The sequence below is a fragment of the Winogradskyella maritima genome, from assembly GCF_042650215.1.
GTDB lineage: Bacteria > Bacteroidota > Bacteroidia > Flavobacteriales > Flavobacteriaceae > Winogradskyella > Winogradskyella maritima.
The window spans coordinates 1,558,543-1,571,982 of the sequence record NZ_JBHSAT010000004.1; the positions used below are offsets into that span (position 1 = coordinate 1,558,543).

Sequence of the window (13,440 nt, forward strand, 5' to 3'; positions counted from 1 at the left end):
CGGTTAGTCATTTTGTTATTTTTCCTCTCTCTCAATTTTGATGGTGTGAATAGTTTTCTCAATAGCCTCCCTGGTCTTATTGGCAAATCCTACATATACACCTGTAAATCTCATAACGAATCCAAGTTGGTCTAAAAAGTCTTTATCTGATAATCCTTTCCCATCATAGCGTTGGGTTGTACTGGTATTATCTATGTATTTGCGACTTTCCCATTCAAGTAATTCACTCCGCTCGTCGTTGATTTGCCCAACATAATTGATTCTCTTATAATAATATTCATAGAGATTTACTATCTCACTTTTTAAAGTGTCGTTTTCTAAATTCTCAATCATACCAGTTCCGCTTGCCGTTTTGTATGCACCTGCTACAGGAAAAAACGTCCAATTTCTGCCTATATCTATTTGACGGTTCTTATTGTCTTCGCCTATGTCATTCTGTTTGGATTCATTACCAAGAGAAATCAACTGTTTTAAACCTTTCAGCCTATTTTCTTGGACTTCAATAATTTCTGTTATTGTCGACAAATCATTATTTAAGTCAGATTCCAAACTACTTAGAAAGGTATCAACATTGCGTTGTGTTTTTTTGTTTTCATTCCAATTGTTGATTTGTAGGGCTATCAAAATCCCAATAACCACGAGGATGATTTCGCCGATGGCATAAAGCAGGTATTTTTTTGTTCTGTTTTGATTAATCATATTTTGTCGTATATGGCGAAAGAATTTAATCATAATGCAATGTCAGTTTCGATTATAGCAATAGTGTCTTTTAGAAAGTCTGCCAAGTCTTTATGCATACCAGCTAAAAAGCCATTATTCATCATTGCAAGCCTTAATCCGTTTTGAAACACTGGGTCATTGTGTTGCCATTTGGCATCGTCTATCATTTTTTGATGTTGAGTCTCAGGAATGTCATCGATGCTTAATCGTTTTGGAAATCCGTATGTTGGCTCCTTTAAATCAAAAAAGCCTAAAGCCCTGATATTTGTGACATGGGGGTCGTAGAGATAGGTTTCGTGCTCTCGCCTCATGTGTTCTTCGCCAGTGGCTATATTGGAGTATTGCTTGTCTAGCTCTAGCAGTTTGTTTTTTATAGCTTCGTTTTTAATTAAGCTGAGATTGCCAGAACTTAAGAGTTCTTTAAAGGTATTGTTGTTAGGTACATAGACATGCCAAATAAAAACTTGCTCATACGTGTTGGTATAATTCTCTACATCTTCGATGGAATTGGGTGCTTCCGAATTTAAGAGTAATGATGCGGACTTGGCTTTGGCATAGCGGTAATCGGCAAAGTTTTTTGTGTTCTCAATCTCACTAGACAAATCTGCCTTAAGATTTTTAAGGTAGTTAATTTCACTTGCTCGTGCTTTTCGGCCTTCGTTCCAATTGTTGATTTGAAGCGCTATCAAAATCCCTATGACTACGAGGATGATTTCGCCTATGGCGTATTTTATGTAGCGTCCAGTTTTATTCTGTTCCATAAGGTTGTAGCGTATTTTTCTGAAAAATTTTATCATAAACCGGTTTTCTTATTTAAAAGCAGCAATACTTTTTCGGTCTGTGTATTTACCTGGGTTGTTAAGTCTATATATCTCCTAATGGTATGCCTTTGCAGAGCCAGTGAATTAATTTGAAAGGTCAGAAACTCTTTAGGGTTATAGTTGCTCGTTAAAAACTGTTTAAGGTTGGCATTGCTTAAGAACCCATTATCCTTTAAGAATTGATTGCCATGACGGCTAATTCCATCAAAATATGATTGTGAATTACTGCTAGATATTTTTAACTCGGATAACTGTAAACGATTTAGTTCCATCAGTTCATTGGTGAAATGGTTGGTGAATAGATCTATATTACCACTAGATACCAAGATGTTAAATGTATTTACGTTGTAAGTATTGATAATACGAAGACCAATTATACGATTTCGCAATAGTGATAGATCGGTTAATTCCTTAGGACTAAGATCTGTTGTGTCTAGGAACATTTGAATGGAGTCTAATGCGATGAGCGCATTTTCGTTATATTTTAAACGTGCGTTGAGTTGTGTGGTGTCTTTTTGTAAATCACTAATTAAGTTAGTGGCATAACTCTTTTTTAATAGTTGTTTTTTACGGTTTTCATTCCAGTTATTTATCTGTAATGCGATGAGAATACCAACCACAACGAGGATGATTTCGCCGATGGCGTATTTGAAGTAGCGCCCTGTTTTGCCTTTTTTCATAAGGTTATATCGTATTTTTCGGAAGAATTTAATCATTGATGTTTTTATTTAATAAATCCAGAATCTTCAATAAAAAACGTTCGACTTCTTCTTCATTAATGGTTACAAAGGTTTGGTTGATATAATGGCTGTACCAAGCATTATCTACTTCTGTATCTTCAATAAATAATTGATAATTAGCAGTATCAACCTCTATTGGTTTAATTTGGTAGCTTTTTTGATAATCTGATCTATCTTGTGTTTTATCACTATTTCTTACTGGTACGTACCTGGTTAAGATGGCATAATTAATAGAGACAAAGTTTCTTCTTAGAACAACATCCTCTACATAATCACTCAATTCACCAGTCCATTGATTTAATAAAAGCCTTAAGTCGGCATCTTTTATAAGCTCTAGTTTGCCCGAAGAAATGACATCATTAACAACACCCAGGCGTGCATCAAAAGTGGCGTAGTCTAGGGCAGTGCCCAATAAGCTATCTATTTTTAGTGGATTAGCAGGTTTGGTTTTATCGATGCCCAAAAGGACATAACACGCCTCTAAACATTCTACATTAAATGCATGGTCTCTTCTAAGTTCTTGTAAATTCTGAAGGACTTCAGCTTTTAAGTTTTTTAATACATCTTGTTCTTTTTTTATGTTTTGTTGGTGATTGTTCCAATTATTAATCTGCAATGCAATCAGAATTCCTATAACAACGAGGATGATTTCGCCAATGGCGTATTTAAGATATTTAGACGTTTTTCCTTTACTCATATGGTTGTAGCGTATTTTTCGTAAGTAACTAAGCATAACTAATTGATAGATTTGTGATATTCGTGATGCCCACTTTCGTTGATAATGATTAGGGTTGGTGATTTACTATCATTATTTGATATAAATTTGAATACCTGTTGCAAATTAGAGCCATAGTACAAGCTGTTACTATGAGGGTACAAAGGGATTTCTTTATTTCCGTTTGATATAAAGACTTGTTGATTTTTATACGTTACTTGTAGTTGTTTATCTTCCTTGGTACTCAACTCTGGCTTTTGTAAGGTATAATCTCCAATCAAATCATTTGCAAAAGTTTCCTGAGTAAATACTTGGTCTTTATACAAATTATCAGATTCGCCAAGTCTATTAGCTATTAACTGAGAAACCTGTAGTGCCTGAATTCGGAAGGTTTGGGCGTCTCGCACTAGATTTAAGTAATCATTAATATATACAGCTACTTGGTTTTTATAAAATTCATCTTTTAGATAAAATTCCAAATAGTCTGTATCTAATAGGCTGGGTGAAGAGGCATTCCATTTGTAATACCAATCCTTGTTTTTTGCTAGATAATCAATATTTTCATATACCGTGTTTTGTAGTCGTTTTTCGAATACTTCTATATTGGTTTTTAGAGGCACAAACATATTGTCCAGCATATTTGTAAGCGTGTCATTTGCAGAAGAATTATCCCCAATAAGTCCTTTATATTTAAGATAAGCATTATCTGAAATTTCATATGTAGCATACCAATAGGCAAAATATACACCATACAAATCCCCTTTATTATACATATAGTCTTCCTTGGTTAGTTTATTATTATTAACCATTTGATAGAGCGAGTCTTTACCTATATAACCATCAAATAATTCACTCGCCTTTAAAATGTTTTTTTGTAGATCAGTTTGAATCTCTTTTAGAACAGCATTTATATTTCGTTGTCGTTGCCGTTCACTATTCCAATTATTGATTTGTAAGGCAATTAAAATTCCAATGACCACCAAGATGATTTCGCCTATGGCGTATTTAAGGTATCGCGAGGTCTTATTATTTTCCATGGATTTTAAGCGTATTTGGCGAAAGAATTTAATCATTGTGTATCTGTTGAATTTTCAAGAATGCCATCAATAACTTGTAGAAAGTCGGTAATTCTAATGTCGTAACTTGCTAGGTTGTATAAAAAATCATCCACAATATTTTCAAATTCTAAATCGCTGAAAATGGTGTATTTGTTAATCTCAATTTCCGAATCGTTTTCCCAAGCAAGTATTCCATATCTATCAATATTTTTTAAGGGATAACGTGACATTAAATAGTCTACTAAATAATCCTGTTTCCTATCCATATTTTGTCTAGTGCGTTCAATTCTATTTTTATGTTGAGTCCAATCTAAAATCAAGGATTTTAATTTTTCATTTTCTAAATGTTGTAATTGACCGACTTGCATGATTTCCAAAACCGTATTTTCTGATATTTCAAAACCTCCTACTTCAAAAATTTGAAAGATTAAACTATCTGTATTTATCCGTTTTAAGGTTTCAATGTCTTTGTTCATTAAACTCATTATTGACCTTCCTGTTTTTAATGCTTCAGTATTCTTTTTTTTTGCGTTTTCTAAATAGGCCTTATTTAATTTGAATTCACTTTGGATGCCTTTTAAAAATTTTAATTCATTTTGATGTTGGAGTCTATTTTGATTCCAATTATTAATCTGAAGAGCAATTAAAATACCGATAACTACGAGGATGATTTCGCCGATTGCGTATTTAAAGTAACGACCCGTTTTATTTTGTTCCATAAGGTTGTAGCGAATTTGTCTGAAAAATTTAATCATTTATTGTCTCACTTTTTTATATACAGCACCATTATTAGACTCTATTAACGTATGTTCTTGATTTATTTTATAAGTAAAATAATAGCCTTTGTTTACTGTATAAAACTGTGTTTTAGAAAAAGGGAGTACTTCATATTTTGTAGTATCTAAAGGGCTTGCCATAAATAGACGGTTGTTATTCTCAATTATGGTTAATTGCTTTACTGGTTTCTTAGGACCCCACATAAAACCATTCTCTATATGAAGCTCTAGTTTATAGATCCCTGTATATATTTCAGGATTTTTTATTTCCCAAACCATATCTTCGGATTCTACATCTAATTCTAAAAGTTTAGCAATTTGTAAATAATTGCTTATGGCTTCTTCCCTGTATTCCATTGTCTCACGCACTAAATTATTAATAACTATGTCATGCATATAGGCCACCTTATTCCTGTATTTTTTGTTATTAACATAGTATTCTACCAAGGGTGTGTTCCCATTTTCAGAATAATTAGAGAACCAGTCATAATTTTCTGCCTCATACTTTACGTAGTCTTGAAATTCTTTCTTAAAAATAGTATTCCATTCATCGACATCTCTTTTTAAGATTTTATTGAGGTGACTTAAATCCTTGATAATGGTTTTATAGCGCAATGGCGTATCTTCCATATTGGCCATTAAGACATTGAATGCTTCCTCGAGCAAATCAACACTTTCCGTATTATTCAGCATATATTTAAATTCAGGAAACTCAGGACTCAAGTAGGTTTCTTCTGTGACTTGTTTAAACATTATGGCATTGAATACGCTATCCTTTTCATGAAAATAGGGGAGCTTTTCAGTCGAAATTCCAATATTCTTTTCAATTTCATTAAGGACATCCAGTAATAGAGTAGTTGTTTTTTGTTCTTTGAGACGCGCGTCATTCCAGTTGTTAATTTGTAACGCTAATAATATGCCAATGACAACCAAAAAGATTTCACCAAACGCGTATACTATGTAAGATCGAGTTTTGTTATTTTTCATAAGACGAAAGCGAATTTTTTTAAAGAGCGTTATCATTTTAAGAGTTGATGATTTTTATTTATGGATGCGTTATTAATTGATTAACTAAAAGATCATTGAATCCGAGATTTGAGAATGGGTACAAGCTTCTCGGTCTCTTCCATAAGTGTTTTTAAGTAATACCTAAATTCTCTCAGCTTTAAATGCAATTCAAAAAGTACCTCCCTAAATCCTACAGAACCAAATTGTTCTTTTAGAGTGTCATAATCAATAAGATTTACTTCAACAGCGTCTACAGGAACAAGTGCACCATCGATGTTGTGCACTCCGTGCTTTCTCAAAAAAGGTCTTACCAATTGGAGAATGACTGTACCGTAAAATTTATTGGACTCCAATACGCGCTGTTGTGATCTTTGATAGGTTTTAAGAAGTTCAATATTTTCTCTTCTTTGAATGCCATCGGGGATATTATCGGCAAAAGTGACAGGGTGGATTGTAGCCCAAAATCGCAAATAACTGAGATCTGCCGATTTTGATAGAAAAGAATCGTTTGGATTTTTAATTAACAATTTAACTACATCCTCTTGAATGGATAATAGCGAATCGTTTACCTTCAATTCTTGAAAATCTAATTTTAAATCTTCAATAATATCCGCCAGTAAGAGGCTCTCAGTTGCCATTCGCTTCCTATGCTCGTTCCAATTATTGATTTGAAGCGCAATTAAAATCCCAATAACCACAAGGATGATTTCACCAATAGCGTATTTGAAGTACCTGCCAGTTATGTTTTCACTCATAAGGTTGTATCGTATTTGCCGGAAGAATTTTATCATTTGGTATTTTTTTTCTTACCTCAATAGTTTTTCAATTCAGATGTTATTAAATCTTTGAAATTTTCATTGGCTTCAATTACTTGGTCGAGCCTATCGTTAAATTCATGCCACTTTGCATTAAGTTCAAATAAGAGTTGTTGAAATTTATTTGTTTTTGCTAATGCGATGAATCTTTCTTTATCGACTATATTTTTACCATTGATTGATGTGTATGTGAGATCTTTGCTGAAGCCTTTTTTTTCTAAAGAAAACCAACTCTTCGGGTTATAAACTTCACTTTCATAAAGCAATGGCTTTAACCTATTATTAATCATTGATTCGAGTTGGATGGAGTATAGAACTTCCATATCCTTGACGCGCCTTGTATATTTAGTCAATGCCTCGTCGATTTTTTTATTGTTAATTGCCGGTATATCCTTTTTAAAATCCGAATCTACAAGCTGTGTAAAATATAAGGATCTTCTAATAAGAACGGGTTCCGAAATAGAATCCGCTGGTAATTGTCCTTGTACTAAACGATAAAGCTCTATATGTAGCTGGTCAATTTGTCTAAAAGTTTGTTTGTAGTAATTAAACTGTGAAAAATCTGCAGTTAAATCTTTTTCTAATTTTGTCAGGGTAATTTTTTCTTCATTCCTGTTTTGTCGTTTTTCGTTCCAATTATTTATTCCTAAGGCAATTAAAATACCAATAACCACAAGGATGATTTCGCCGATAGCGTATTTAAAGTACCTGCCAGTTTTATTTTCACTCATAAGGTTGTATCGTATTTGACGGAAGATTTTAATCATCTTAAATTGTTTACATATATCTAATTGGAGTCTAATTCTTGTTCAATCATAGTGATCAGTTTTTCAATTTCGTTCTTATATTTTGGATAGACCCCTTTTTCTAAATGCATGGAGGAGGCCAGTTTTATTAAAAGGATATTTTCAAATACTCTAGAGTTTAAAACAGATTTGTTGCTTTCGTTAACATCTAATCGTTCTAACTCAACATAATCCGAATAGGTCGTATGGTCAAAAAGCGTTCTGAATTTCCCCTTTGCTTCAAAGAAATCATTGCTTTTATTCCAATAGGTGCTCAATGAATTTTCCTGTTCGCGAATTTTGTAAATCTTACTTTCCCAAGACGATAATTTATTTCTAATACTGTCATTAGTGATATCCTTTAAATTGCCGGATGTTATAAGCTCCGTTAAAACACCGTTTTCATAATTTACCGAGATATCATTAGAAATAGAATTGACCAAAATTTGAGATAAGTGTAATTCGCTTAACGTATCCTGCGCATCTTTATCCTGCATTAGTTTTAGATGGATTTGTTGGTTTAAAATAACCTTAGAAAGCGTTAGACGCTCTTCATCTAGCGATTTGAGATTGTTTATCATCTCATTTTGTATGAGCGCTAAATAGGTCGCCTGTTTTGTATTTGTTTTTTGAAACTCATTTCTATTGTTAATCTGCAGTGCAATTAAAATCCCAATAACCACAAGGATGATTTCGCCAATGGCGTAAAGTATGTATTTTGAAAAACGCCCATTCCCAACAAGGCGTTGCCGGGTGCGTCTAAAGAAATTAATCATCGGTCAGCTAGTTTAGCACTAAGCAGGGAAGGTCTATGTAGAGATGGTTGGTTATGCTATTGGTTTATAAATGTAAGTAAATGTTACATTTTACACTCTTTTATTATGAATTTAAATCCTTGTAAGTAAATTAATTAGATGTCGATTTAGGTTGGAGAAATATCATATTCTCAGCCAACTATGCGCCAAAACCGCAATCCCACAGATTCTCTTTATCTTTGCCATCCATAAATACAACTCATGCAATTAAACCTCAATAAACCCATCTGTTTTTTCGATTTAGAAACCACGGGTATCAATATCACAAATGATCGTATCGTAGAAATCGCCATTTTAAAAGTACATCCAGACGGTAAGGAAGACAACAAAACCTGGGTCGTAAATCCAGAGATGCCGATTCCGCCAGAAGTGACGGCAATTCATGGTATTTCGGATGCCGATGTGGCTGATAAACCAACATTTAAAGACATATCAAAAGATGTTTATAACATGATTAAAGATTCGGATTTGGGTGGGTTTAATTCCAACCGATTCGATATTCCCTTACTCGCCGAAGAACTGTTACGAGCCGATATTGATTTTGATATGAAGAGCCGTCGTTCGGTAGACGTGCAGACCATTTTTCATAAGATGGAACAGCGCACACTTACAGCCGCATATAAATTCTATTGCGATAAAAATTTAGAAGATGCCCACAGCGCTGAAGCCGATACCAATGCTACTTACGAAGTCTTGAAAGCACAAATAGAGAAATACGACGAATTAGAAAATGACACCAAGTTTTTGGCAGAATTTAGCTCAAGAAAAAAGTTTGCCGATTTCGCAGGTTTTCTGGTGTACAACAAAGAAGGTGAAGAATGTTTCTCCTTTGGGAAGCACAAAGGCAAACGTGTTTTGGATGTGTTGGAGCAGGAGCCGGGCTATTTTGGTTGGTTACTTAATGCCGATTTCCCGAGGTACACTAAGAAGGTATTGACGGCGATTAAGTTGAGCCAGTTTAATAATAAAATCTAAGAATCTAATTATCTAAGTAATCTAAAAGAATCTAAGCCATCTAGACCATGAAACTCATCTGCATCGGAAGAAACTACACAGAGCATATTGAAGAACTTCAGAACGAAAAACCTTCAGACCCTGTGGTGTTCATAAAGCCAGACTCTAGTGTACTTCTGAAAAAACAACCCTTTTTTATTCCAGATTTTTCAGATGATGTGCATCATGAAGTTGAGGTTCTGGTAAAAATAAATCGTATCGGGAAGCATATCGATAAAAAATTTGCCCACAAATATTATGATGAAATTGGCTTGGGAATAGATTTTACAGCGCGAGACCTTCAAACCAAATTAAAAGCCAAAGGATTGCCTTGGGAAAAAGCAAAGGCTTTTGATGGTGCCGCAGTCATTGGTAAGTGGTTGCCAAAGTCTAATTTCAAGGATATCAATAACATAGATTTTAGTTTAAAAGTGGACGGAAAAGTCGTCCAAAAAGGAAATACTGCCCTGATGCTGTGGAAAATCGATGAACTCATCGAATATGTGTCTAAATATTTTACTTTAAAAATTGGAGACATTATCTTTACAGGAACACCTGCAGGAGTCGGCAAGGTTGTTGCAGAACAAAAACTCAAAGGATATATCGGAGACACAGAACTGTTTTCGGTTAAGATTAAATAGCAAAAATGGCAGAACATTATAATTTAAGTCGTGTACGTGAATTGGCAGACGGCGATGAAGATTTCGTAGCGGCACTGGTTGCTGCTTTTATCGAAGAAGTCCCTGAAGATGCTGAGCGTTTACGTGTTGGTGTACCAAACAAGGATTATTACGATACCTATCAGGCCGCCCACAAAATGAAACCCACCATCGACATGTTTGAACTTGGCGTTTTAGACAAGCTGATAGACATTCAAGATTGGGGTAAGTTTGAACAAGACGATACAGACGTCTCAGACCAACTACAGACCGTTTTACGTGCTATTGAGAATGCCACGGCTGAATTAAAAGCTGACTTTGGCCTATAATGAATGCCGAAATTATTACCATTGGCGATGAAATTCTCATAGGTCAAATTGTCGATACCAACTCCGCATTTTTAGGAAGTGAACTCAGTAAAATTGGGCTCTCCGTTATTCAGATTAGTTCTGTTAGAGATGACAAGCAACACATTTTAGATGCGCTAGCAGAAGCCGAGGCACGGGCTGATGTTATTCTTATAACTGGTGGTTTAGGCCCTACAAAGGATGATATTACCAAACATACCTTGTGTCATTATTTTGAAGATGAATTGGTGGAAAACAAGGCGGTTTTGCATCATGTCGAAGAACTCTTTAGAAAATACATCTCTACACCAATTTCAAATCTAAATCGGAAACAGGCTTTGGTGCCTTCAACATGTGAAGTACTGATGAATAACTATGGTACAGCGCCAGGAATGTGGTTCAACAAAAGCGGAAAAGTTTTTGTCTCCATGCCCGGAGTCCCTTATGAAATGAAGGCTTTAATTAAGGATAAAGTCATTCCTAAGTTGCGAGAAAGCTTCAAATTCCCCTTTATTAAACATACCACATTGTTAACTTACGGTTTGGGCGAAAGCGCCATTGCAGAACGCATAGAATCTTTTGAAGATGGATTGCCTCCGTTTATAAAATTGGCATACTTACCAAGTTTGGGTAGAGTACGTCTTCGTCTTTCCGGAAAAGATATAGACCGAGAAAAAGTAGAAAAAGCATTAGAACAAGAAGTTCAGAAAGTATTGCCTCTCATTGATGATATCTTTGTTGGTTTTGAAGAAGACGCAACACTAGAGCAACGGATTGGTATGAAATTAACCGAGTCAGGGAAAACACTGTCTATTGCGGAAAGTTGCACAGGCGGTAGTTTGGCACAAGCCATTACGGCGAATGCCGGAGCTTCAAAATACTTTAAAGGGAGCTTGGTCAGTTATGCTACAACTATAAAACGGGATGTTCTGCATATCCCCGAGGACCTAATAAACAAAGATTCGGTGGTGAGTGAATCTGTGGCCAAGGCCATGGCAGAATCAATCCGAAAACAATTCAATACAGACTACGCCATTAGCACAACGGGTAACGCTGGTCCAACTAAAGGAGATGCTGATGCTGAGGTAGGTACGGTGTGGATTGCAATTGCCACAAAGGAATGTGTTTATGCTCAAGTTTTCAATTTCGGCAATCATCGTGAAAAGGTCATCAAAAAAGCGACCAACAAGGCCTTTGAAATGCTTCAAAAAGAAATAGAAAAAAACTAAAAGTTCTATTTGTCAATCAATAAAGATTTCCTAAATTTGCACCCTGTTAAAAAATATCTGTGTTCGGGTATTGGTATTGTTTAAAAGTCAAGACTTTACGGCAATCAAAAAAACAGATTATAATTATAGACCTAAAGTTAGATAAAGATGTCAAGAGTTTGTGAACTTACTGGGAAAAAAGCGATGGTCGGAAACAACGTTTCCCACGCTATGAACAAGACTAAACGTACCTTTGGTGCCAATTTGATCAAAAAGCGTTTCTACATTCCAGAAGAAGATAAGTGGGTAACATTAAAAGTAGCAACTTCTACACTTAAGACTATCAATAGAATTGGTATCTCTGCAGTGTTAAAAGAAGCTAGAGCAAAAGGATTTTACAAATAAGCGGTAACGCTAAAGTCAATTTACAATGGCAAAAAAAGGAAATAGAGTACAGGTTATCTTAGAGTGCACGGAGCACAAAGCCACTGGTCAGCCAGGAACTTCAAGATACATTACAACAAAGAATAAAAAGAATACGCCAGACCGTATGGAGATTAAAAAATTTAATCCTATCCTTAAGCGTATGACAGTTCATAAAGAGATAAAATAAGAAGACCATGGCAAAGAAATCAGTAGCATCGTTACAGACAGGATCTAAGCGTTTAACAAAAGCGATTAAAATGGTAAAGTCTCCAAAAACAGGAGCTTACATGTTCGTAGAGTCAGTTATGGCACCAGAATTTGTTAATGAATTTTTGGCGAAAAAATAAACGCCATCAGATATAGATTTATAAAACTGCTTTCACTTAGGAAGCAGTTTTTTTTTGTGAAGATTCAATTATCTTTACCAATGGTCTGACAACTTAGCAGATACAATAAATAGGCAAGGTTGTTGACAACGATTTAATGTGAATTGGGGGTGCTCATTGGCCCTTGAGAATTCACGCTAAACAGCTAAACAGCTAAACAACAAACGACTAAACATTAGTATGAGTTTTTTCAAAAAGATATTTAATTCCGAAAAAAAGGAAACCCTCGATAAAGGTTTAGAGAAGTCTAAATCCTCATTCTTCAATAAATTAAACAAAGCAGTTGCAGGAAAATCAAAAGTTGACGACGATGTTCTAGATAATCTTGAAGAAGTCTTAGTCACCAGTGACGTCGGTGTCAATACCACACTTAAAGTTATAGAGCGCATTGAAGAACGTGTGGCTAAAGACAAGTACTTAGGCACTTCAGAACTCAACCAAATCCTGCGTGAAGAAATTGCCGCCTTATTGTCAGAAACTAATTCTGGAGAAGCCACAGAATTTACGGTTCCAACGGATAAGAAACCCTATGTTCTTATGGTCGTAGGCGTTAATGGTGTTGGCAAAACTACAACCATTGGTAAGTTAGCTTATCAGTTTAAACAACAAGGCTTAAACGTTGTTTTAGGCGCAGCGGATACCTTTAGGGCAGCGGCAATCGATCAACTTCAGGTTTGGGCGGACCGTGTGGATGTGCCGATAGTAAAGCAATCTATGGGTAGTGATCCAGCATCTGTTGCTTTTGATACTTTAAAAAGTGCAGTGAACCAAAAGGCTGATGTAGTCATTATTGATACTGCAGGGCGATTACATAATAAAGTCAATTTGATGAATGAATTGACCAAAGTAAAACGGGTGATGAAAAAGGTGGTTGATGATGCACCACATGATGTCTTGTTAGTCCTAGATGGCTCCACAGGACAAAACGCCTTTGAGCAAGCCAAACAATTTACTGCTGCAACGGAAGTAACGTCATTAGCCGTTACCAAATTAGACGGAACAGCCAAGGGCGGTGTCGTTATTGGCATTTCAGACCAATTTCAAATTCCGGTAAAATATATCGGCGTTGGCGAAGGTATTGAAGATTTGCAGGTCTTTAATAAATACGAATTTGTGGATTCCTTTTTTAAGTAACATATTCCTGCACCAATTCTGTTCGAAGATGAAG

General features: G+C 35.3%; 18 protein-coding genes. 8 read left to right on the plus strand and 10 right to left on the minus strand.

Features of this window, described 5'->3' with window-relative positions; genetic code table 11:
- Nucleotides 1-15: 15 nt before the first annotated feature.
- The 10 genes from ACFOSX_RS08185 to ACFOSX_RS08230 form a co-directional block, all read right to left on the minus strand.
- Nucleotides 16-732 carry a DUF6090 family protein gene (locus ACFOSX_RS08185; RefSeq protein ID WP_386099055.1) on the minus strand — a complete coding sequence of 239 codons (717 nt, stop codon included), beginning with the start codon at nucleotides 730-732 and terminating at the stop codon, nucleotides 16-18.
- A complete protein-coding gene (locus ACFOSX_RS08190) occupies nucleotides 729-1,517 on the minus strand; it encodes a DUF6090 family protein (RefSeq protein WP_386099058.1) in 789 nt (262 codons plus the stop codon). The genes ACFOSX_RS08185 and ACFOSX_RS08190 overlap by 4 nt, the downstream gene beginning before the upstream one ends.
- The gene (locus ACFOSX_RS08195) at nucleotides 1,514-2,257 is read right to left on the minus strand and encodes a DUF6090 family protein (RefSeq protein WP_386099061.1); all 744 of its coding nucleotides are present in this window, start codon (nucleotides 2,255-2,257) and stop codon (nucleotides 1,514-1,516) included. The genes ACFOSX_RS08190 and ACFOSX_RS08195 overlap by 4 nt, the downstream gene beginning before the upstream one ends.
- Nucleotides 2,250-2,978, minus strand: coding sequence for a DUF6090 family protein (locus ACFOSX_RS08200; protein WP_386099064.1), 729 nt, complete (start codon nucleotides 2,976-2,978; stop codon nucleotides 2,250-2,252). Before ACFOSX_RS08200 ends, ACFOSX_RS08195 begins: the two co-directional genes overlap by 8 nt.
- Nucleotides 2,979-3,016: 38 nt before the next feature.
- Entirely contained in the window at nucleotides 3,017-4,069 is a 1,053-nt protein-coding gene (locus ACFOSX_RS08205; protein ID WP_386099067.1) for a DUF6090 family protein, read from the minus strand.
- The gene (locus tag ACFOSX_RS08210; RefSeq protein WP_386099070.1) at nucleotides 4,066-4,809 is read right to left on the minus strand and encodes a DUF6090 family protein; all 744 of its coding nucleotides are present in this window, start codon (nucleotides 4,807-4,809) and stop codon (nucleotides 4,066-4,068) included. The genes ACFOSX_RS08205 and ACFOSX_RS08210 overlap by 4 nt, the downstream gene beginning before the upstream one ends.
- Nucleotides 4,810-5,817 (minus strand): DUF6090 family protein, encoded by a 1,008-nt coding sequence (locus tag ACFOSX_RS08215; protein ID WP_386099073.1) that lies wholly within the window; start codon nucleotides 5,815-5,817, stop codon nucleotides 4,810-4,812.
- 92 nt (nucleotides 5,818-5,909) lie between these two features.
- The gene (locus tag ACFOSX_RS08220) at nucleotides 5,910-6,629 is read right to left on the minus strand and encodes a DUF6090 family protein (RefSeq protein WP_386099076.1); all 720 of its coding nucleotides are present in this window, start codon (nucleotides 6,627-6,629) and stop codon (nucleotides 5,910-5,912) included.
- A 20-nt stretch (nucleotides 6,630-6,649) separates the two neighbouring features.
- On the minus strand, nucleotides 6,650-7,420 hold the full coding sequence (locus tag ACFOSX_RS08225; protein ID WP_386099079.1) for a DUF6090 family protein: 771 nt from the start codon (nucleotides 7,418-7,420) through the stop codon (nucleotides 6,650-6,652).
- A gap of 20 nt (nucleotides 7,421-7,440) precedes the next feature.
- On the minus strand, nucleotides 7,441-8,214 hold the full coding sequence (locus tag ACFOSX_RS08230; protein ID WP_386099082.1) for a DUF6090 family protein: 774 nt from the start codon (nucleotides 8,212-8,214) through the stop codon (nucleotides 7,441-7,443).
- A 240-nt stretch (nucleotides 8,215-8,454) separates the two neighbouring features.
- Here ACFOSX_RS08230 and ACFOSX_RS08235 point away from each other — a divergent pair, with 240 nt between their 5' ends.
- From ACFOSX_RS08235 to ftsY, 8 genes are all read left to right on the plus strand, one after another.
- Nucleotides 8,455-9,228 (plus strand): exonuclease domain-containing protein, encoded by a 774-nt coding sequence (locus ACFOSX_RS08235; RefSeq protein WP_386099085.1) that lies wholly within the window; start codon nucleotides 8,455-8,457, stop codon nucleotides 9,226-9,228.
- 47 nt (nucleotides 9,229-9,275) lie between these two features.
- Complete coding sequence (locus tag ACFOSX_RS08240; RefSeq protein WP_386099088.1) at nucleotides 9,276-9,887, plus strand: fumarylacetoacetate hydrolase family protein; 612 nt, start codon at nucleotides 9,276-9,278, stop codon at nucleotides 9,885-9,887.
- A 5-nt stretch (nucleotides 9,888-9,892) separates the two neighbouring features.
- Complete coding sequence (locus tag ACFOSX_RS08245) at nucleotides 9,893-10,234, plus strand: Hpt domain-containing protein (RefSeq protein WP_386099091.1); 342 nt, start codon at nucleotides 9,893-9,895, stop codon at nucleotides 10,232-10,234.
- Nucleotides 10,234-11,481 carry a competence/damage-inducible protein A gene (locus ACFOSX_RS08250; protein WP_386099094.1) on the plus strand — a complete coding sequence of 416 codons (1,248 nt, stop codon included), beginning with the start codon at nucleotides 10,234-10,236 and terminating at the stop codon, nucleotides 11,479-11,481. Before ACFOSX_RS08245 ends, ACFOSX_RS08250 begins: the two co-directional genes overlap by 1 nt.
- A 147-nt stretch (nucleotides 11,482-11,628) precedes the next feature.
- A complete protein-coding gene (rpmB, locus tag ACFOSX_RS08255) occupies nucleotides 11,629-11,865 on the plus strand; it encodes a 50S ribosomal protein L28 (RefSeq protein ID WP_386099096.1) in 237 nt (78 codons plus the stop codon).
- Between the two features lie 25 nt (nucleotides 11,866-11,890).
- A complete protein-coding gene (gene rpmG, locus ACFOSX_RS08260; RefSeq protein WP_316661420.1) occupies nucleotides 11,891-12,073 on the plus strand; it encodes a 50S ribosomal protein L33 in 183 nt (60 codons plus the stop codon).
- Nucleotides 12,074-12,080: 7 nt separating this feature from the next.
- Nucleotides 12,081-12,233, plus strand: coding sequence for a DUF4295 domain-containing protein (locus ACFOSX_RS08265; protein ID WP_386099099.1), 153 nt, complete (start codon nucleotides 12,081-12,083; stop codon nucleotides 12,231-12,233).
- 219 nt (nucleotides 12,234-12,452) lie between these two features.
- Nucleotides 12,453-13,406, plus strand: a complete 954-nt coding sequence (gene ftsY / locus ACFOSX_RS08270; RefSeq protein ID WP_386099102.1) for a signal recognition particle-docking protein FtsY — start codon at nucleotides 12,453-12,455, stop codon at nucleotides 13,404-13,406.
- Nucleotides 13,407-13,440: the final 34 nt, after the last annotated feature.